This window comes from Paenibacillus sp. J2L1-98 (assembly GCF_056269405.1).
On the sequence record NZ_JBWDNW010000002.1, the window covers coordinates 575,995 to 595,313 of the forward strand.

Genomic DNA, 19,319 nt, shown 5'->3' on the forward strand with positions numbered 1-19,319 from the left:
ACTTTGGGTTTCTGCCTATAGCGAAGAAAGTTTTGTTCCCCCTAGCAAATGGATATGCAGGTGGTAAACAACCTGACCTCCGTCGGCATTTACATTGTTGACCAGACGATACCCGGACTCCGCAATACCTAGTTCTTTGGCAATGTGACGAGCTGCCGCGAACAGCTCGGCTACAACCTGCGCATCTTCATCCGTAACGTCGTTCATCGTAGGTATGTGTTTCTTCGGAATGATGAGAATATGTACCGGAGCAGCTGGCTGTATGTCGTGAAATGCGACAATTCTGTCGTTCTCGAAAACCTTCTTCGACGGAATCGCGCCTTCAATTATTTTGCAAAATATACAGTCCATATGATTCACCCCCTGTTCAATAACCTTCTCCTATCATAACGAATATTTCGGTGCTCGTCCAATCGAAAAAGCACGCAGCAAAGGAACACCGGACTTTCTAGGCAGCAAGCTTTGCCGGTTGTTCCAGCATCAATTGCTGAAGCTTCATTACAAGATCAATCCAATCGAGCCCGCTGGACAACCTTATAACGGCGCTGCGGTTATCGGCTATATTCGTATTAAAACCTTTCATAATACCGGACATCGCTTCAAACGAGCTTTTTAGCCCGAGAATATATGCACGCTCTGCTTCGTTCAACGGTCCTTCGTAGCGGCCGATGGTTTGCAAGCCATTCTCAACATCGTTTAAGTAAGATTTCGGTAAATTCGAATCCAATTTTTCAGGCTCGGCGGATATGCCTGCTGCTTCAGCTGTAAGCTCAGCCAAAGCGCGGCCGTTTGCCGTCAGCTTGCCTGCATCAAATTTCAATGCAAGCCGTTCCTCCATGCTTTTGCTTTGCAGCAAGGAATCAAGCTGCGGGATCATCTCTTCCAAAAATTGACGCGACTCTGAGGCTGCCGCGTAGATCCCTTGACCTTTTACAAAATTTTGTTCCTGTTTATGCTGTAAAAATTGCGAGTACAAAAACACGTTGCCGATTAAGCTGAACACGAGAATAACGAGTGTTATCGGCAGCGCGATTGTGCGTTTGCCTGTTTGCCGCTGTTCCAACTTCGCAGCCTCCTTTTTATACATTGTTCGTTTTCGTAAGCTGCACCGCTTGTCCGCCGTCAAAGAAAAAGACGTGACATTCATTCACTTTGCGCCCGAGCACAGATTCAATCGCTTCTGCGTACAGCTCAAGCTGAAAGCGATGCCGCTCTGCCGCTTCCGTCCATTGCTGCTTATAGATCCGATCCGTCTTGTAATCGAGCAATACGACGCCAGCTGAATCCTCGAACAGGCAATCGATAACGCCCTGTATGAATATCGGCTCCTGCGAAAGCGATCCGCTCGAGCCCGGATACACGCGGCTGGCCGGAAACATACAGCTAAACGGCACCTCTCTCCTCACCCAGCCTGCGAGCAGCAGCCGCTGCCCAAGCTCGCTAGTGAAAAATGCGGCGACTGCCGGCAAATCAATTGCTTGTGACTGCCTAACCGTTAATAGGCGTCGCTCGATCATGCCATCCAGCGTTTGCTTGAGCGCCGCTTCATCTACAGGCCCTGACAGCGAAACATGCTGCATTAGCAAGTGATTGACCGATCCCTTCTCTGCGGCGGTAAGCGACTTCTCCTCCATAAAGGCGGGACGCCGCAAACGGAAAGTATACGAAGCAGCAGGTACAGCGAAGGCATCCGCATAATGCTCAGAACCGGCTGCGTTATCCATCTGCTCCGCCAAAGGTACCGCGTCCTCCAGCGCTTCCGAATGCAGTCTTTTCATTTCCGTTACCGATGTTTTGGCCGCAAGCGCCGCTGCCGCCTGATGCGGATACTGCCACTCCAGGCGGGCGCGCAGCTGTTCGTCCTCCTCGATGTGCTCCAGAAGCGAAAGCGCGGCTACCGCCTGCAGCCTTTCCTCCTTGGCCGCATCATGCTGATCCGCAGCATCTGCGGCCGCAGCAGCCTCCGTACCGAACAAAGAGGCAGACACGATGTCTGCTTGCCACGGCGGAGCGTTGTCTTCAATCTGTTGTCTGTCTGCGATTTGCCTCGCCGCGAGCGGCCCAAGCCAATCGATAAAGGAGCGTGCGGCAGCGACCCGGAAATCCGGCATCCTGCCGTGCTCAGGGGCGGAAGCAAGCCAGCGCCTCAGCTTCGCTTCTGCATCCGATACCGTTGCCACCAGAAACATTTTCTCTTTCGGCCTAGTCAAGGCAACGTATAAAATACGCATTTCCTCGGCTAGCATCTCCTTGCGCATCGTTCGGCGAATCGCCAAATAAGGAAGCGTAGGGTAACTGATGCGGAGCGTCGGGTCGACAAAGCGGGGACCGAAGCCAAGCTCCTTATGCTTCAGGAACGCACTTCGCACATCCTGCTGATTGAACAACTTGCCTAAGCCGGCAACGAATACGACCGGAAACTCAAGGCCCTTACTTTTATGAATAGACATAATACGCACGACATCCTCTTGTTCACCGAGCGCTCTTGCCGTTCCTAAGTCGCCGCCGCTTTCGCGCATGCGCTCGATAAATCGCAAGAAACGGAACAAGCCGCGGAACGATGTCGCCTCGTATTGCCTTGCACGGTCATGCAGCGCCCGCAAATTGGCTTGCCGCTGCGTTCCGCCTGGCAAGCCGCCTACAAAATCATAATAGCCGGTCTCGCGGTAGATTTCCCAAAGCAAATTCGCGAGCGAACCCTGCCTTGCCTCCTCGCGCCAATGGTCCAAGCTGTCCAAAAACACCGATAGCTTCCTGCGGGTTTCATCATCGACAAATAAATCTCCAGCCGCATGCAGCACTGCGTCGTAATACGTTGATTTGGCCGATTGGATGCGGATGCGGGCAAGCTCCTCCGCATGAAGCCCAAATAATGGCGACCGCAGAGCAGCAGCCAGCGGAATATCCTGATACGGGTTATCGATGATGCGAAGCATTGATAGCATCGTCTCTACTTCCGTCGCGTCAAAGTACCCGCTGCTGAGCTCTGCGTAAGCCGGAATGCCGCTCCCCTGCAGCTCCTCGATAATAATCGGCGCCCACTGCTGCGTGGCGCGCAGCAAAATGACTACATCTCTCCACTGCATCCCGCGGGCCTCGCGCCGCTTCCCGTCATAGACCTGAAAGCCGCTGTCGATTAGCGACTTCAGCTGCTGCGCGATCCATCGCGCCTCAAGCTGCGCCGCCTTGAGCTCGGATGCCGACTCTCCCGGTACGGCGTTTTCCCCTTGCTCTCCATCCTCGGTTAATTCGGATGACTCCGTATTCTCGCTGGCTGCCGGTTCTTCCTCTTCCATATCGCCTCTGTTTAAAATGCCAAACTCGACAAGGCAGCGATCAGCCGGAACCGCTTCAGGATAGGATGCTCCGCATACGAGCTCTGCGCGCTCGTCATAGTCCATATCAGCAACATTCTCGCGCATAATGGCGCGAAACACAGCATTAACCCCATCGACTACTTCTGAACGGCTGCGGAAGTTTCGCGCCAAATCAATGCGTAAAGCTTTCGGCGCATCCGCGTCTAACCTTTTGTCCGCATCATGACGGGAAAGGTAAGCTTTATATTTTTGCAAAAACAGCTTCGGCTCGGCGAGCCGGAAGCCGTATATACTCTGTTTGACATCGCCAACCATAAAGCGGTTCCCTGTGCCTGTACGCTCGATTAAAGATACGATGGCCTCCTGCACCATATTCGTATCCTGATACTCATCCAATAGGATCTCATCGAATTGCTGCTGGAATTCAATGGCTGCTATCGAAGGAGACATACGATCCGGCGTAGATGCCGGATCACGCAATATTCGTAAGCAATAATGCTCCAGATCACCGAAATCAAGCAAGCCTTTCGCGCGTTTCGCCGCCTCGTAGCCTTGTCCAAACTCAATGACAAGCTCAGCAAGAGCCTGCATTAGCGGCGCTAACTCCTGAAGCTCCTCCAAAAACTGCGCGGCGGTCCGCCCAAACAGCTCCTCCGCAAGCGACGTTATCAGCTTCTTCGCTTGATCGCGCAGTTCTTTCGCCTGCTCCTGCAGCGACTTATCATATTCATCGCCGCGCATCGCCTTTAGCTTTCCGAATTGAATCGCTTGAAAGGACTCAATCCACGTTTCCCAGGGCATCGTGCGAATCATCTCCGCAAGACTGCTTATGAGCTGCAAGTCCTCATCGAAGGTTGCTGCATATGGCGCAGGTCCGGCCGGCTGCCGCGTCAGCTTCAGCGCTTGATGAAGGAGCGAGCCAGCACCATCCAAAGCTAGCTGAATGTCTCTCGTCAGACTGACAACCCATTCGCTGTTTTGCAGTGCTGTCACATCGGCAACATCAAAGGCTTCCGCCGTCTGCCGCAGCCAGTGCTCGGGCCAAGGATGGCTTTGCGCAAAATCGTACAATTGCTGAACAAGCCGGTATAGCGGCTCATCGCCGCGTTCGCCGCCATAACGGTCGGCTAACCGGAGGAAGGCGCCGTCGTCGCCAGCTCCTTCATACTTCTGCTCGAACAGCTGATCGAGCACATCGAGTCTCATAAGCTCGCTCTCTGTCTCATTCGCGATCCGAAAGCCCGGATCGAGCCCGATAAGCGGATAATAACGCCTAATGACATCCAGGCAAAAAGAGTGCAGCGTCGTAATGGATGCCCGGTTCATCAATGCCAACTGACGGCGCAAATGCTCGGAATCCGGCTGACGCTCCAGCTCAAGCTCCAGTGCGAGCCGGATCCGATCCTTCATCTCAGCTGCGGCGGCTTTTGTAAAGGTCGCCACGAGCAGGCGATCGACGTCGGTGTGAGCCGATATTTTACGAATAATTCGTTCTACGAGGACTGCCGTTTTACCGGAGCCAGCCGCAGCAGCTACGAGGATGTTCGAGCCGCTTGTTACGATGGCGTCCCACTGATCATCGGTCCATGTGCTATTTTCCGGCTTCGGGGAATCCTTTGCAGTGTGCATCATCCATTACTCCCTCTCCAGCTGCTGCCATATGTCTTCCTTAGAAGGCTTGCTCAGCTTCCTATACTCATTTCCTTCGAACAGCGTATCGAACTGACAGACCGCTTTGTAATCGCAATATTGACACGGCGTCTTCGTTCCCAGGCGATAAGGCTCTATGGATACCTCGCCCGCCAGAATCGAGCTTCCGATCCGGCTAATCGTAGTTCTGACGCTGTGTCTCAGTACATCCCACTGTTCATTCGTGACGACCGAAGAACTGCTGTAAAAGCTTCCGTCACGTTTAAGGGCAACAGGAAGCAGCTCCGAATAACCGGTTTCCAATTCATCGTCCATAAGCCTTACCGTTACCGGATCGGCGGTTACGAGTCCGCGCATTTTGTAACGCTTCAGCAGCCGTCCGTTCACCTCGGAAGGACTTATGCTGTTGGTCAGCGCGAGCAGCGGATTATGAACATGAAAATAAAGAACGCCGGAAGGAGATGCCGGCTGTCCCAGCCATGCGGGAGCATGCGTAACGAGTACGTCGAGATAGGTCAGCATTTGCAGCGAGAGCCCGTATGCAACCTCCTCAAGCCGCAGCTGAGTTGAGCTCGATTTGTAATCGAGCACTCGCAGCAGCAGCCCCTCCTCCGTCTCCGCTGCATCGACGCGGTCAATTCTTCCGATAATCTCCATTTCCCCGCCGTCCTCAAGCGGAATGCGCAGGGATGGCAGCGTGCCGTCCGGACCAAAACCGACTTCTGTCCCGACAGGGTGAAACTGTGCTCTTCGCGCGTGCTCACCCAGCATAAGCGCTGCTTGTCCGACAATCTCCTTCAGCTTTCGGGCGATATATTGAAAGCGGCTGCTGCTCAATAAAATTTGAGATTGCAGCTTAGGAGCCAGCTCGTCCACCGTTTGCGAGGCGATGGCCTTCAGCTCCCCTTCCGGCACCTGACCCCAGCGCCCGCCTAGCCCAGTTGCTATTCGGCTCAAAGCCGCATGGAACAGCTGTCCCACATCGGGAGCGTCCAATCGGTAAAGCTTTCTCTCCCTCAGCCTTAGCCCGTGGATCGCAAAATGCTGGAACGGACAGGATACGAACCGCTCCATACGCGATACGCTGACTTGTAAACGCGCGCCATACAGCTGCCTTGCCGTATCTTTAGACAGAAATTGCTCCAGGTTCACATAAGTCAAAGAGCCCGTTAAACGCTGCAGCTTATGCTGCCATTCCGGCCTTACAGCAAACCAATTGTACATATCCCACCAAAAAGGGGCGATTGCCTCTCCCTGCTGCCATTTTCGAATAGCCGCAATCAAATAAGAGAGCGTTCGCTGCGGCTCATAAACGAACATCCTCTGCTCCAAGACCGGCAAGCTTGGCGATGGCTCAGCCGCAACGCTTTGAACCGGAATGCCGGGAAAGAGCTGGCGGACATGCCTTACAATCTCAGACGGAAGCAAGCTTTTCCCTTCTTCATCCGCCTGGGCCCAGCTTAGCCACAGATGCCTGCTTGGCGTGGTCAAAGCGTTATAGATCATGAAGCGCTCATCGAGCAGGCGGCGCCGTACCCCTGGTGCCATAGCAATTCCATCCTCTGCGAGCCGTTCACGTTCCGGCTCGGTAAGAATGCCGTCCTCCTTCACGCGCATCGGCATGATGCCGTCATTGGCTCCAAGCACGTAACATACCTGTATATGCCCGGACCTGGTCCTGTCCATGCTCCCGATCAGCACTTGATCCAGCGCCGGCGGAACAGCGGCAAGCTTCAAGCTGTCGAGCCCGGCTTCGACCATGCCCCCGAACAGCTCTGGCGATACCGTTTGCTGCCCTGCCAGCTCAACCAATTGGTCCAGCAGCTGCATTACGCTGTCCCACAGCTGCCGGTGACTTCTGGCGCGCTGCGTCCTGCCTGCCTGCGTGTCCTGAATGCCCCAGCGCTCCAAACGATCAGCTGCGTCCGATTGATCCAGCAGGCGATATAACGCTTCGCACATCTCTTGGACGTTGTTCGCTTTCTTAAGCGCTTCGCCGAAGCGGCGGAGCGGCGGTACGACAGCTTCTCTTGCGGCAAGCACGATATCAAGCTCCCGCTGCGCCTTGTCGCTTATTTTCGTCTCCATCTCCGCATCGTCTTCGAGCGAGACGGGAACTAACGGAAGCCAGCGCTTCTTATCGAGCCATTTCCATCCGTCAATGCCTGCCGCCAGCGCGAAATTTTCCAGCATATCGAACCATTCCCGCAGCAGGCTGCCATCCATCGGGAACAGCATTTCCGTTTTGACACAGCGGAACACCGCATCATACCGCCAACCGAACAGAACCGTTTCAAGTGCGGACCGGATAAATTCAACTAGCGGGTGATGGACAGCCTTCTCTTTCTGATCGACAAAATAAGGGATGCCGTAATCGGCAAACACAAGCCCAATATAGTCGGTATAATCCTCGCTATTGCGAACCATAACGGCGATATCCCGCCAGCGGAGCTCCTCCTGCTGCGCCCTGCGGACGATATCGCGCGCGACAGCTTCAACCTCTGCGCGGCGGTTCGCGGCGGCATGCAGCGACACCCCGCAGCGCGAATCCTCAGGCTCAAGCATTGCTCTGTCCGCGATCAGCATCGGAACCCGCTCGCTATAGTGGCTCTCAAGATGGGAAAGCATCGGGTTGTTTCGAAAGCGGACCGGCGGTGCAGTTCCGAGTATCGCAGGCGCAGCAACGTTTACATCGTATTTGACGGCAAGCTCCATCAGCTTGTTGTACGTTTCTGCAGTCGGATGAAACAGCTCGAGCTCATGCGGCAGTTCTCCTAATTCGTAGGGCCGGTTAAGCGTCAGTGTGACTGTCACCTGCGCCGAAGAGGCCATTAACGCCCCTAATGCCTCATATTCAGTCGGCGTAAAGCCATAGAAGCCATCGACCCATATTTGCGCGCCTTGCATCGCCGGAGCATCCGGGAACCCTTTTTGCAAATAACGCAAATAATCCTCGGCGTCGATGTACATGCCCGCGAGTTCCTGCTCCATCTGACTATAAATAAGCTGTAAATCATGCAGCTTGCGCCTCAGCAATGTAGAGTGGCCCGCTCCTGTCTCCGCAGCTTCCTGCTTGTCCTGCAGCTGCTCCGAATCCATTCCGTACCGCTTCCACTCCGTTAACAGCTCCGCAAGTCTATCAATGAAACCTGGCTGCTCTGCCCCGCTCTGAAACAGCTCCAGCTGCGGGCCCAGCCGATGAACGATCTTATAGAGAAGCATATGTTTCCCCGTATCCCCGATCGGAACGAGCGCCGTACCGCCTGTCTCCTGCATAACCCGGAAGGCCAGACGCCTGAAACTAAGCGCCTGTGCCCTGATCGTACCGTTTAATCCGCCGTTCTGAAGCAAAGCATACTCGGTCTGAAAGGTAGCCTGCTCCGGTACGAGCATGACCAGCGGCGGCCCATCCGGTTGAACACGCAGCTGCTCCCTTATTTCATTCAAGCAATAGGATGTTTTTCCGGTTCCCGAACGCCCAATGACAAAGCGAAGCGACATGTGCAACTCTCCCGTCTTTTCGTTAAATCGCGACTATTTGCTTCTTACTTCAAAAATCGCGAATTTCAAGTAATGGCCTTCGTTTACGCCAAGCAGCTGAGGATGATCCTTGCCCGCAGCGCGCCATTCGACTAAACGGAGCAGCTTGCCGGCATCCGCAGCCGCGTCTTGAATCGTCTCCAGAAACAATTCAGGCCGCATATGATACGAGCAGCTTGCCGTTACAAGGTAACCTCCCTCATTGACTAGCTTTAATCCCTGCAAATTAATATCTTTATAGCCGCGGCATGCGCCCGGTACTGCGCTCTTCGTCTTGGCAAAGGCCGGCGGATCAAGAATGACGACATCCCATGTGCGTCCCGTCGTGCTCTCCAGTTTTTTGGAGGTGTCGACGCCGCCAAGGCCGCGCTGCTTTCGCTCATCTATGCCCTTTACCTGCGTGCGCAAATAATCGAAGGCGTCAGCAACAACAAATTCGACCCGGTCTGAAAAACCGTTGCGCAGGGTGTTGCGCTTCGCAGTTGCAATGGCGTGCTCCGAGACATCGAGGCAGGTAACCTTCTTGGCGCCGTATTTGCATGCATGCAGTGTAAAGCTGCCTGTATGAGCAAAGCATTCGAGCACGGTTGCGCCATCCCAGTACGGGAAGGTTACGATTTTTCCGTTCGCATTAACCGGTACGAGGTTCGCGGAATCCGCTGCCTTGTACGCGGTATTTCCTGTCATAGCAGAGCCTGACTCCGCTGCTTCGCGATCTGCCAGGTGAATGCCGCTGCGGCCGCCCCAGCCGGTCATAAGCGGCGCAATTGCCGCGCGATTTTCGCGTTGATCGAAAAAATAGCCGGTTTTCTGGCCTTCTACGATATCAACCTCCAGCTTTAATCCGTTTTCCTCGATTACGAGAATAGACGGGCAGTCGCCATAAAGCGCGCCGGTTCGCTCCTCTAAGCCTTCCAGCACACGAACGCCAACGTCGCTGCGCTCATAAATGCCCTGCGGCTGAAATACGTCAATTAGCGCTTCGAGCAGCGCCTCCCTTCTCACGTCCATCCCAAGCGTTAAAAGCTGCAGCACCAGCACGTTATTGAAACGGTCGACGACGAGTCCGGGCAGGAAATCCGCCTCTCCGTAAACAAGGCGGCAATCGGCGTCTTTAACAAAGCGCCGGCGATGCTCCTGGCATTGACGAAGCCGATCACGGAAAAAGTCTGCATCCATTGCGGCAATGGGCTCGTACGAAACCACTCTTACCGTAATTTGCGATTTCGGATTCCAATAGCCCGTTGCCAAATAACGTCCTTGATGAGTTACGATATCTACCAAATCACCTGGCTGCGCTTCACCCTCCAGCCGGTCGATTTCGGTTGCATAGACCCAAGGATGTCCTTGCTCCAGCCTTTTCTTTCTAGCCTTTTGAAGATATATTTTTGGATTGCTCACGTTTTTCTCTCTTCCCTTCCTTTAACTTGCTTGTCATGCTTGTCTTATTTGCGGCATATGTATACTTACGAAACGAACCGCTCATTAACGAATAAGGAGACCGTCCAATGGTTCATACGATTCTCATTCCAATGCTGCTCGGCTTCGCTGTTTTCATGTGCGGCATGAAGCTGATGGAGCTTGCGCTGCATCGATTGGCGGGTCCCTATCTGACCCGTATTTTGGAGCGTTCAACCAGAGCGCCTATCCACGGGCTGGCAATCGGTACGGTTACGACAGCATTTCTGCAAAGCAGCACAGCCGTAACGGTTATTGCCATCGGAATGGTCAATGCCGGTTTACTGACATTTCCGCGCACGTTAGGAATCATACTCGGCACAAATATCGGCACCTGTATAACGACAGAGCTCATCGGTTTAAATTTAAATAAGCTTGCCGTTCCTCTGCTCATCGTATCGGTAGGATTATGGCTGCCTACTGCATTACTTGGCGAAATGCGTCTTTTCCCGGCCGTGCGCGGCGCACGCTGGCTTGATACGCTTCGTTCTTCCTCGGTTGTGCTGTGCGGCTTCGCTTTGCTCCTGACCGGTATGACCATGATGCAGGGAGTAGGTTCTGCTGTGCAGGAGAGCCCGATGTTCAGCTGGTTTCTAGACAAAGCAGACGACAGCCTGTGGTGGGGACTTGCGGCAGGCGCTGTTCTTACTGCCGCAGTTCACAGCAGCGCTGCCGTTATCGGCATCATTATGGGATTCGTATCCATCGGCGCCATGCCGATCGAGCTTGGAATTGCCGTCGTGCTCGGAGCGAATATCGGCACCTGCGCCACCGCTTTGCTGGCCTCAATTGGCGGAACGAAAGCCGGTCAATATGTCGCATGGTCCCATGTCGTTTTGAACGCAGGAGGGGCATTGCTGTTTATGCCGTTCATCGGTGAGCTGACGACGTTATCGGAGTGGATCTCCGCGTCTGCTTCCGGCCAAATTGCCCATACGCAAACGATTTTCAACATTTTAAGCTCGCTGCTTGCTCTGCCCTTCTGCTACCTCCGGACGTTCCGGAAGCTGGATCCTGTCACTTAGCAGACCTATTCCGTTGGCAGCCCTAACAACTGAAATGCTCCTGCAACGATGCGGTGGTTGTTATCGTATCCAGACTGCTTCTGGCGCTTCCATGCCTCCTGCGGATCAAACCAATCGACGCCGCGGATTTCTTCCACCTGTGCCTGCAAGGAGCCGCCCACTGCTTCTACCAAATAATAGTGAACCTCTTTATCTACCGTTCCTAATGATTCATGCTCATATTTATATTTAATTTGGTCAATCGGAGCAATGATGACCCCTTCAAGACCTGTCTCTTCGACAATTTCCCGCAAAGCGGTTTGTTCGATCGTTTCGCCGGCCTCCATTTTCCCTTTTGGCAGCGATACTTTTCCATAACGATCCTGAATGAGCTGAATTTGCAGCTTTCCTTCCTCCGTCCGGCGATAAACGACACCGCCTGCTGAAATTTCCTTCATGTCCGTTTCCCCCTTGCAGCGTTAATTGTTAGTATATGCAGCAAAGGATTCCTCCATCTTTTCCGTAAAAGGAATCGATCAGCAAAGGAATCCCCGCAATGGTTAAGCTTTTAACTATGCTCTAATCGCTTCTGGACGCTGGTGCGTGAAGCTGTTAAGCTCCGTTCCGCTTCCTTCAGCAGACAGCTCATCGAGTACGCGAACGAGCTTGCCATGGCATTCATTGACGCCCGCTTCTGTAATTTTGACGCGGCATAGCTTGCCGATCAAGGATTCCGGGCCGTTGAACACCACTTGAATGTAGTTGTCCGTGTAACCCATAACGAGTCCCGTTCCCGGCGCGCCTTTATAGTCGCGCTCTGGTATGACATCAAGCACTTGGCCTACGTACTGCTCCGCATACGCCAGCTGCATCTTCTCGGACAAGTCGATCAGCTTGTGGACGCGCTCATTCTTCACCTCTTCGTCTACCTGCTCATCCATCCGGGCGGCAGGCGTGCCTGTACGTTTCGAATAAGGGAAGACGTGCATTTCGGCAAATTTCAATTCTTCCATGAAGCGGAAGCCATTCTCGAACATTTCTTCCGTTTCACCCGGGAAACCAACGATTACGTCTGTCGTGATCGCGACGCCAGGCATAGCCTCATGCAGCCTTTTAATTTTTGCAGCAAATTCTGCAGTCGTATATTTGCGCCGCATCCGTTTCAGCACAGCGTCCTCGCCTGCTTGAAGCGGAATATGCAGGTGGCGGCACATTTTGCTGGAACGGTTCAGCACATCGATCATTGCATCGTCGATTTGACTCGCTTCGATGGAGCTAATCCGAATTCGCTCTAAGCCTTCCACCTTATCCAAATCCCACAGCAAGCTCGTAAGATTGTAATTTTCCATATCATCGCCGTAGCCGCCGGTATGAATGCCCGTCAACACAATTTCTTTATAGCCTGAGGCTACCAGCTGCTTTGCCTGCTCCAAGACGCTCTGCGGAGCGCGGCTGCGGGAAAGCCCGCGCGACCAAGGAATGATGCAAAACGTACAGAAATTGTTGCAGCCCTCTTGAATTTTCAAAAAAGCGCGCGTCCGCTCGTTGAAGTCAGGTACATCGAGCTCTTCGAAGTCGCGTGTTTTCATAATATTGCGCACGGCGTTTACCGGCTTGCGGTCGCCTTGAATTTGATTGACAAAGGTCATGATCTTCTCACGGTCTTGTGTGCCGATGACGAGATCAACGCCTTCAATGGCCATAATTTCTGCCGGAGACGTCTGAGCGTAACATCCTGTCACAGCAATCACCGCGTCCGGATTGCGGCGCACGGCCCGCCTAATAATTTGACGGCTCTTCTTATCTCCTGTATTCGTTACGGTACAGGTGTTAATTAAGTAAACGTCTGCTGTCGACTCGAAATCGACCTGCTCGTAGCCTTCGTTTTTGAATAGCTGCCATATCGCTTCTGTATCATAGAAGTTAACTTTGCAGCCCAGCGTGTAAAATGCGACTGTTGGCATCGTTGTTACGCTCCTCCCATTTCTCCGGATTCATATAATAAGCAGGTTAAACCTACGATACCCGCTGTTTCTGTTCGCAATATCCGTCTGCCTAAACCGACTAGCACGGCACCTGCCGCTTCTGCTTCAGCCGCTTCGCGGTCTGTGAAGCCGCCCTCCGAGCCGACAATGAGCAGCACGTTCGGCGTGCTGACCGCAGCCGAATTTTCAAGCCAATCGCGTATCGCCAAGCGGACGCCTCTGCCATGGGCCGCATGCCCTTCGCGCTCATAGCAAAACAACACTAAATCATATGAGCCGAAAGACTGGATAAGCTCTCGCCAGCTTTGCACCGGCTCAATGCTCGGAATGCGGTTGCGATGCGCCTGCTCGGCTGCTTCCTTCGCTATTTTGTTCCAGCGGTCGATCCGCTTCGCTTCCTTCTTCGCATCGTACTGCACAACCATGCGTTCGGATTGAAAAGGTACGAAAGCATAAGCTCCGATCTCCGTCCCTTTCTGTATAACCAGCTCCATCTTATCGCTCTTCGGCAAGCTTTGCGCGATCGTAATGTCCCAGCTTGGCTCGCTATCCGAGCTTAGCATCTCGACGATTTGAGCCTTAATAAACATCGGAGAAGCTTCTATTACCGTAACTAGCGCCGTGCGCGACTGTCCGTCGCTAACGATAAACTTATCGCCCGGCTTCGTTCGCATGACCCGGACCGCATGATGCGCATCCTCGCCTGTAATGCGGATTTCGGAGATGCCAAACTGCTCCGCCGCTACAAAATATCGTTGCATCGTTGTTGCCAACCACCCTTAAACAAATTCCATCCTTCATAATAGCATGTTTGCCTTTTAGAAATCTATCAGAAACCGTTGCCAGTCGAGTGCTGATTGTTTCTCTGCAGGATCCTATCAACCATTAGAAGAAAATCTGGTAAACCCATGCAAAAGTGTTATTCATTAAATCTGCGGCTAGACCCGTTATCGGATCCAACGTTACTTTTCGAAGCTGCGGAATAAATACAATGAGCATAAATATGAACATCCCCCACTGCACATTCTGATCCAATTTGTAACGAATCTTAAGCGGCAAAAGATCCGCAATGATCCGGTATCCGTCAAGCGGCGGAAGCGGAATGAGATTAAAGATAAACAGAAAAAAATTATACCAAATGAAATAATCAAAAAAACGGTCAATTGCCGCGCCAACGCCTATAGATGCGCCGTCCCTTACTCCTGAGGCCATAAGCGCGACATATACAATAATTCCTATTATCCCAAGCAGCAAATTGCTGAGCGGCCCGGCAAACGTTACGATAATGCTCATGATTCTCGGGCTGCTGAATTTGCTCGGTGTGACCGGCACGGGCTTCGCCCATCCAAAGCCTGCGATCAGAATCAGCAGCGTTCCCAGAATATCTAAGTGAACACGCGGATTTAGAGTCACACGCCCGGCATTATAAGCCGTATCGTCTCCGAACTTATAGGCGCTGTAGGCATGAGCGAACTCATGCACTGTGAATGCAATAATTAAGGCTAAAACAATAAATGGCAAATCCTCAAGCGGAAACCTGATAAAGCTCTGCAAGTCCATTAAACCACCTGCGGCTTTCTCGCAATGAATGCGATCCATTCCTCATCGCGGCGCTTCTCGACTATTTCAAAGCCGGAACGAATCAATCCTTGTTCCACATCGTTCTCTTTGTTTTTGTAAATCCCGGAAGCAATGTAAATTCCGTTCGGCTTCAATGCAGCGTACACATCGTCCACGAACAGCAGGATGATTTCGGCCAAAATATTAGCTACAACGAGATCCACCGGTACCGTAACCGCAGTCGCTAAAGCGCCTGAAGCATTTGCTTCTCCTGCCGGGTTTTCTTTGATTACACCGAGCAAGTCGCTTAGGCGTACTTCGATTTGCTGCGAAAGATCATTAAGCTTTACGTTCTCGGCCGCACTGGATACGGCAATCGGATCTAGGTCAAGCGCAAGCACGCTCTTCGCGCCTAGACGGCAAGCGCCGATAGCGAGTATGCCCGAGCCGGTGCCCACGTCGATTATTTCTTCGCCGCCGCGAATGACAGACTCAAGCGTCTGCAGGCAAAGCGCTGTTGTAGGATGCGTGCCCGTTCCGAATGCCATCCCGGGATCCAGCTCAATGATACGCTCATTCGGACCAGCCTCATATTGTTCCCATGTCGGCTTGATCGTTAACGTATCCGAGATACGGAGCGGCTTGAAATATTGCTTCCACGCCGTAGCCCAATCCTCGTCATCTACTTCAAGCACCGAATATTGTACGTTTCCGGGATCGATATCAAATTCGCGAAGCTCCTCGACACGCGGACGAATAGCAGCAATTAGCGCATCCATGTCCGTGTCTTCCCCAAAATAGCCCTTAATGATAGCTTGGCCTTCCGGAATATCGTTAAGCGGAAGCTCATACCATTGTCCAAGCGACGTATCGCGCTGCTTGTTAAGTGTACCCGATTCTTCAATGGATACGCCTCCTGCTCCCCATTCATGCAAAAAATTAGATATCATCTCCTGCGCCTCTTCGGTCGTTGAGATCGTGAGTTCTTGCCATTTCATATGTATTATCCTCCAATGCCAATCGTAAACGGCTATCGTCGGCCACACGGCCAGACAAACGTTTCGCTATAAAAACCTAACATCTATTGTACACCAGAGTAGTGCCTTTGCACAAAAAAATGAACCGATAAAGCTTTATTTTCTATTTATCATTACAAAAAGAGAGTCTGCAGGCACATAGCCTGCAGACCCTCCTTATTAAGTAACCGTCGTATTCACATTTCCGCCTATTTGCTGGATCAGATGGAGCGCTCGTTCAGCGACGGATTCATCTACGGTAGCGGTCAGCAATCCGCTATCGAGCATTCCGTTCACTTCAACCGCGCGCAGCGCTTGGAGCTTATGCCAAGCCTCCTGGGCAGCGCCCTCGCCCTCGAACTTTGCTTGAATTTCGATTTGACTCATTATTCCTGCTCGTTGCGCTGGTCAGCTGCTGCTGCACGCTGCGCGGCTATGCGGTCAGCTTCGTCTGCAAGCTCTTCGGAAAATTCTACATCCTCATTTTTTCCTATGGGTAAGTTACCAAAGTTTTGTTTTTCCAAACTGTTTTTGTCTTCCATTGTTAAATTCCCTCCGGTTGTTTGTAGATGTATGGTTTTCCTACCCGAATAGAATATGATTTTCCGCCAAAATCTATACAGTCATGAAAAGAAAAAAAGACGTGCCGGGTTATTCACCGCGGAACGCCTTTTTCATTTTGTCAAAAATAGATTCATGGTGCTCAGGATCATTGGCTGCGGCATCGCCGCTCAGCCCGCCAAACTGGCGCAGCAGTTCCTTCTGATCATCAGTCAAGCTTGTTGGCGTTACGATGGTAACCTTCACATGCTGATCGCCTTGACCGTAACCGCGCAATTTAGGCACGCCCTTGCCTTTAAGCCTAAAGTAAGTGCCGGTTTGAGTGCCTGACGGCACCTTCAGCTTCACCTTTTCGGTTAGCGTAGGAATCTCAATCTCATCCCCAAGCGCTGCCTGAACAAAAGTAAGCGGAACCTCGCAATAAATATCGTCGCCTTCGCGTTCGAAAAACTCATGCGATTTCACACGAATGACGATGTACAAATCGCCTGCAGGACCGCCGCGAAGCCCGCCTTCGCCTTCGCCTGACATTCTGATTTGCGCGCCGTCATCAACACCGGCAGGTATTCGGATATTGATTTTGCGTTGACGCTTCACTTTGCCTGCGCCGTGACAAGTTGTACATTTGTGTTTAATTACGCGGCCTGTGCCGCTGCAATTCGTACAAGCACGACGGTTGACCATGCGCCCGAACGGCGTATTTTGCACAACCTCTTGCTGTCCGCTGCCCTTACATACCGAACAAGCTTCCGGCTTCGTTCCCGGTTTTGCTCCGTCACCATGACAGGTATCGCATGTCTCTGTGCGCGGAATCGTTATTTCAGTTTCTTTGCCGAATACCGCTTCCTTAAATTCGACAGTCATCGTATACTGCAGATCATTGCCGCGCTGCGGCGCATTTGGATCGCGGCGACCGCCGCCGCCACCGAAAAACATATCGAAAATATCGCCGAAGCCGCCGCCGAAATCTGCGCCGCCGCCGCCCATTCCCTGATTCGGATCAACATGGCCGAACCGGTCATACGTTGAGCGTTTGCTGTCATCGCTCAGTACGTCATATGCTTCCTTTACTTCCTTGAATTTCGACTCCGCATCCGCAGCCTTGTTCACATCGGGATGATATTGACGGGCTAGCTTACGGTATGATTTTTTAATTTCATCTTCCGATGCATCCTTGCCAACACCAAGCACCTCATAATAATCTCGTTTGCTTGCCACCTGTTCTCACCTCCGCTATCTATCATATGATTCCATGTGCTATTGCGCACGAAAGGAGGTCAAAGCCAGGTAGCGCCTGTCTTTGACCTCTTGCCCGCTACACTTTATTTATTATCGTCAACAACTTCGTAATCAGCATCTACAACGTTGTCTTTTCCTTTTGCCGCGCCTGCTTCCGGCGCTGCGCCTTCAGCTGCTTGCGCCGCTTGCTCATACAGCTTAACCGAAAGCTGTTGAACGATTTCTGTCAGCTCAGCTGCTGCTGCATTAATTTGCTCAAGATCGTCAGTTGCAAGCGCTGCAGTCACTTTCTCTTTCGCTGCGTTTGCTTTTTCGATTTCGGCAGCATCTACTTTATCGCCAAGATCTTTGATCGTTTTATCAACGGAGTAGACCAATTGGTCAGCGCTGTTTTTGGCTTCAACAAGATCGCGGCGTTTGCGGTCTTCCTCAGCGTTCAGCTCAGCGTCCTTCATCATTTGATTAATTTCATCTTCGCTCAAGCCGCTGGAAGAAGTAATCGTAATTTTTTGGCTTTTGCCTGTGCCTTTGTCCAAGGCGGATACGTTAACGATACCGTTCGCATCGATATCGAAAGTAACTTCGATTTGCGGTACGCCGCGCGGCGCAAGAGGAATATCGTTCAATGTGAAGCGGCCAAGCGTTTTGTTGCCTGCAGCCATCGAGCGCTCGCCTTGCAGGACGTGAATTTCAACGCCCGGCTGATTGTCGGCATAAGTGGAGTACACTTGTGACTTGCTCGTAGGAATCGTCGTGTTGCGGTCGATCATTTTTGTGAACACGCCGCCTGCTGTCTCGATACCGAGGGACAATGGCGTTACGTCCAGCAATACAACGTCTTTCACGTCGCCAGTCAATACGCCCGCTTGTACGGCTGCGCCTAGTGCAACTACCTCATCCGGGTTAACGCCTTTATGCGGTTCTTTGCCGATCAATTTTTTAACGGCTTCTTGTACAGCAGGAATACGAGTCGATCCGCCTACAAGTACAACTTTATCGATATCGTTAGAAGACATGCCTGCATCGCTAAGCGCTTGACGAGTCGGTCCAAGCGTACGCTCTACGAGTCCAGCAGCAAGCTCTTCAAATTTGGCGCGGGTAAGGCTGATCTCCAAATGCTGTGGAACGCCGTCAACCATAGTAATGAATGGAAGCGAAATAGCCGATGTCAATACGCCGGATAGTTCCTTCTTCGCTTTCTCAGCAGCATCTTTCAAACGTTGAACAGCCGCTTTATCTTTAGACAGGTCGATGCCTTGATCCTTCTTGAATTCAGCAACAAGATAATCGATGATCACTTGGTCAAAGTCGTCGCCGCCCAGCTTGTTATCGCCGCTTGTCGCTTTAACTTCGAAGAAGCCGTCGCCAAGCTCAAGAATGGATACGTCAAACGTACCGCCGCCAAGGTCATAAACGAGAATCGTTTGGTCTTCCGTTTTCTCAAGGCCGTATGCAAGTGCTGCAGCTGTCGGCTCATTGACGATACGAAGTACTTCCAGACCGGCAATTTTACCAGCATCCTTTGTAGCTTGGCGCTGGCTGTCATTGAAATAAGCAGGAACCGTAATAACCGCTTGGGTTACAGTTTGACCTAAGTATGCTTCCGCATCAGCTTTCAATTTTTGCAAAATGATTGCAGAAATTTCTTGCGGCGTATAATCTTTATCGTCGATTTTTTCTTTGTGGTTCGTACCGATATGGCGTTTGATCGAGCTGATTGTACGATCAGGGTTCGTGATCGCTTGACGTTTTGCCGTTTCACCGACAACACGCTCGCCGTCCTTCTTAAAGCCTACAACCGAAGGGGTTGTACGGTTGCCTTCCGGGTTAGGAATAACGACGGCTTCGCCGCCCTCCATTACTGCTACGCAAGAGTTTGTTGTACCAAGGTCAATACCGATTACTTTACTCATAGCTAAAGTTCCTCCTACATGGAATTGTATTTTAACGCGACACCAGTTTGCTGCGTCTCATTTATAGAAATAGTCA

15 protein-coding genes are annotated in these 19,319 nt (G+C 52.1%); 1 reads left to right on the forward strand and 14 read right to left on the reverse strand.

Translation table 11 applies throughout. The features are described 5' to 3' along the window. Positions 1 to 15: 15 nt before the first annotated feature. From AC0YNZ_RS07535 to AC0YNZ_RS07555, 5 genes are all read right to left on the reverse strand, one after another. Entirely contained in the window at positions 16 to 351 is a 336-nt protein-coding gene (locus tag AC0YNZ_RS07535) for a histidine triad nucleotide-binding protein (RefSeq protein ID WP_475826007.1), read from the reverse strand. Positions 352 to 448: 97 nt separating this feature from the next. Further along, a complete protein-coding gene (locus AC0YNZ_RS07540) occupies positions 449 to 1,063 on the reverse strand; it encodes a hypothetical protein (RefSeq protein ID WP_475826008.1) in 615 nt (204 codons plus the stop codon). A gap of 16 nt (positions 1,064 to 1,079) precedes the next feature. Continuing rightward, positions 1,080 to 4,949 (reverse strand): helicase-exonuclease AddAB subunit AddA, encoded by a 3,870-nt coding sequence (gene addA, locus AC0YNZ_RS07545; protein WP_475826009.1) that lies wholly within the window; start codon positions 4,947 to 4,949, stop codon positions 1,080 to 1,082. A 3-nt stretch (positions 4,950 to 4,952) separates the two neighbouring features. Beyond that, positions 4,953 to 8,468 (reverse strand): helicase-exonuclease AddAB subunit AddB, encoded by a 3,516-nt coding sequence (gene addB, locus AC0YNZ_RS07550; protein WP_475826010.1) that lies wholly within the window; start codon positions 8,466 to 8,468, stop codon positions 4,953 to 4,955. A 33-nt stretch (positions 8,469 to 8,501) separates the two neighbouring features. After that, a complete protein-coding gene (locus tag AC0YNZ_RS07555) occupies positions 8,502 to 9,908 on the reverse strand; it encodes a class I SAM-dependent rRNA methyltransferase (protein WP_475826011.1) in 1,407 nt (468 codons plus the stop codon). Between the two features lie 107 nt (positions 9,909 to 10,015). Here AC0YNZ_RS07555 and AC0YNZ_RS07560 point away from each other — a divergent pair, with 107 nt between their 5' ends. Further along, positions 10,016 to 10,990, forward strand: a complete 975-nt coding sequence (locus AC0YNZ_RS07560; RefSeq protein ID WP_475826012.1) for a Na/Pi cotransporter family protein — start codon at positions 10,016 to 10,018, stop codon at positions 10,988 to 10,990. Positions 10,991 to 10,995: 5 nt separating this feature from the next. Here the strand turns inward: AC0YNZ_RS07560 and AC0YNZ_RS07565 are convergent, their stop codons facing one another. The 9 genes from AC0YNZ_RS07565 to dnaK form a co-directional block, all read right to left on the reverse strand. After that, positions 10,996 to 11,427: an NUDIX domain-containing protein gene (locus tag AC0YNZ_RS07565; protein ID WP_110770606.1), complete on the reverse strand. Its 432-nt coding sequence runs from the start codon at positions 11,425 to 11,427 to the stop codon at positions 10,996 to 10,998. A 114-nt stretch (positions 11,428 to 11,541) separates the two neighbouring features. Then, positions 11,542 to 12,933: a tRNA (N(6)-L-threonylcarbamoyladenosine(37)-C(2))-methylthiotransferase MtaB gene (gene mtaB, locus AC0YNZ_RS07570; protein ID WP_475826013.1), complete on the reverse strand. Its 1,392-nt coding sequence runs from the start codon at positions 12,931 to 12,933 to the stop codon at positions 11,542 to 11,544. Between the two features lie 5 nt (positions 12,934 to 12,938). Beyond that, on the reverse strand, positions 12,939 to 13,715 hold the full coding sequence (locus AC0YNZ_RS07575) for an RsmE family RNA methyltransferase (RefSeq protein WP_475826014.1): 777 nt from the start codon (positions 13,713 to 13,715) through the stop codon (positions 12,939 to 12,941). Between the two features lie 124 nt (positions 13,716 to 13,839). Further along, positions 13,840 to 14,514 (reverse strand): site-2 protease family protein, encoded by a 675-nt coding sequence (locus AC0YNZ_RS07580; protein ID WP_475826015.1) that lies wholly within the window; start codon positions 14,512 to 14,514, stop codon positions 13,840 to 13,842. After that, on the reverse strand, positions 14,514 to 15,512 hold the full coding sequence (prmA, locus tag AC0YNZ_RS07585) for a 50S ribosomal protein L11 methyltransferase (protein ID WP_475826016.1): 999 nt from the start codon (positions 15,510 to 15,512) through the stop codon (positions 14,514 to 14,516). Before prmA ends, AC0YNZ_RS07580 begins: the two co-directional genes overlap by 1 nt. 198 nt (positions 15,513 to 15,710) lie before the next feature. Beyond that, positions 15,711 to 15,917, reverse strand: coding sequence for a hypothetical protein (locus tag AC0YNZ_RS07590; protein ID WP_475826017.1), 207 nt, complete (start codon positions 15,915 to 15,917; stop codon positions 15,711 to 15,713). Then, positions 15,917 to 16,072 carry a YfhD family protein gene (locus AC0YNZ_RS07595; RefSeq protein WP_110770612.1) on the reverse strand — a complete coding sequence of 52 codons (156 nt, stop codon included), beginning with the start codon at positions 16,070 to 16,072 and terminating at the stop codon, positions 15,917 to 15,919. The genes AC0YNZ_RS07590 and AC0YNZ_RS07595 overlap by 1 nt, the downstream gene beginning before the upstream one ends. A 109-nt stretch (positions 16,073 to 16,181) precedes the next feature. Continuing rightward, entirely contained in the window at positions 16,182 to 17,309 is a 1,128-nt protein-coding gene (gene dnaJ / locus AC0YNZ_RS07600; RefSeq protein ID WP_475826018.1) for a molecular chaperone DnaJ, read from the reverse strand. A gap of 104 nt (positions 17,310 to 17,413) precedes the next feature. Further along, positions 17,414 to 19,243, reverse strand: coding sequence for a molecular chaperone DnaK (gene dnaK / locus AC0YNZ_RS07605; protein WP_475826019.1), 1,830 nt, complete (start codon positions 19,241 to 19,243; stop codon positions 17,414 to 17,416). Positions 19,244 to 19,319 lie beyond the last annotated feature (76 nt).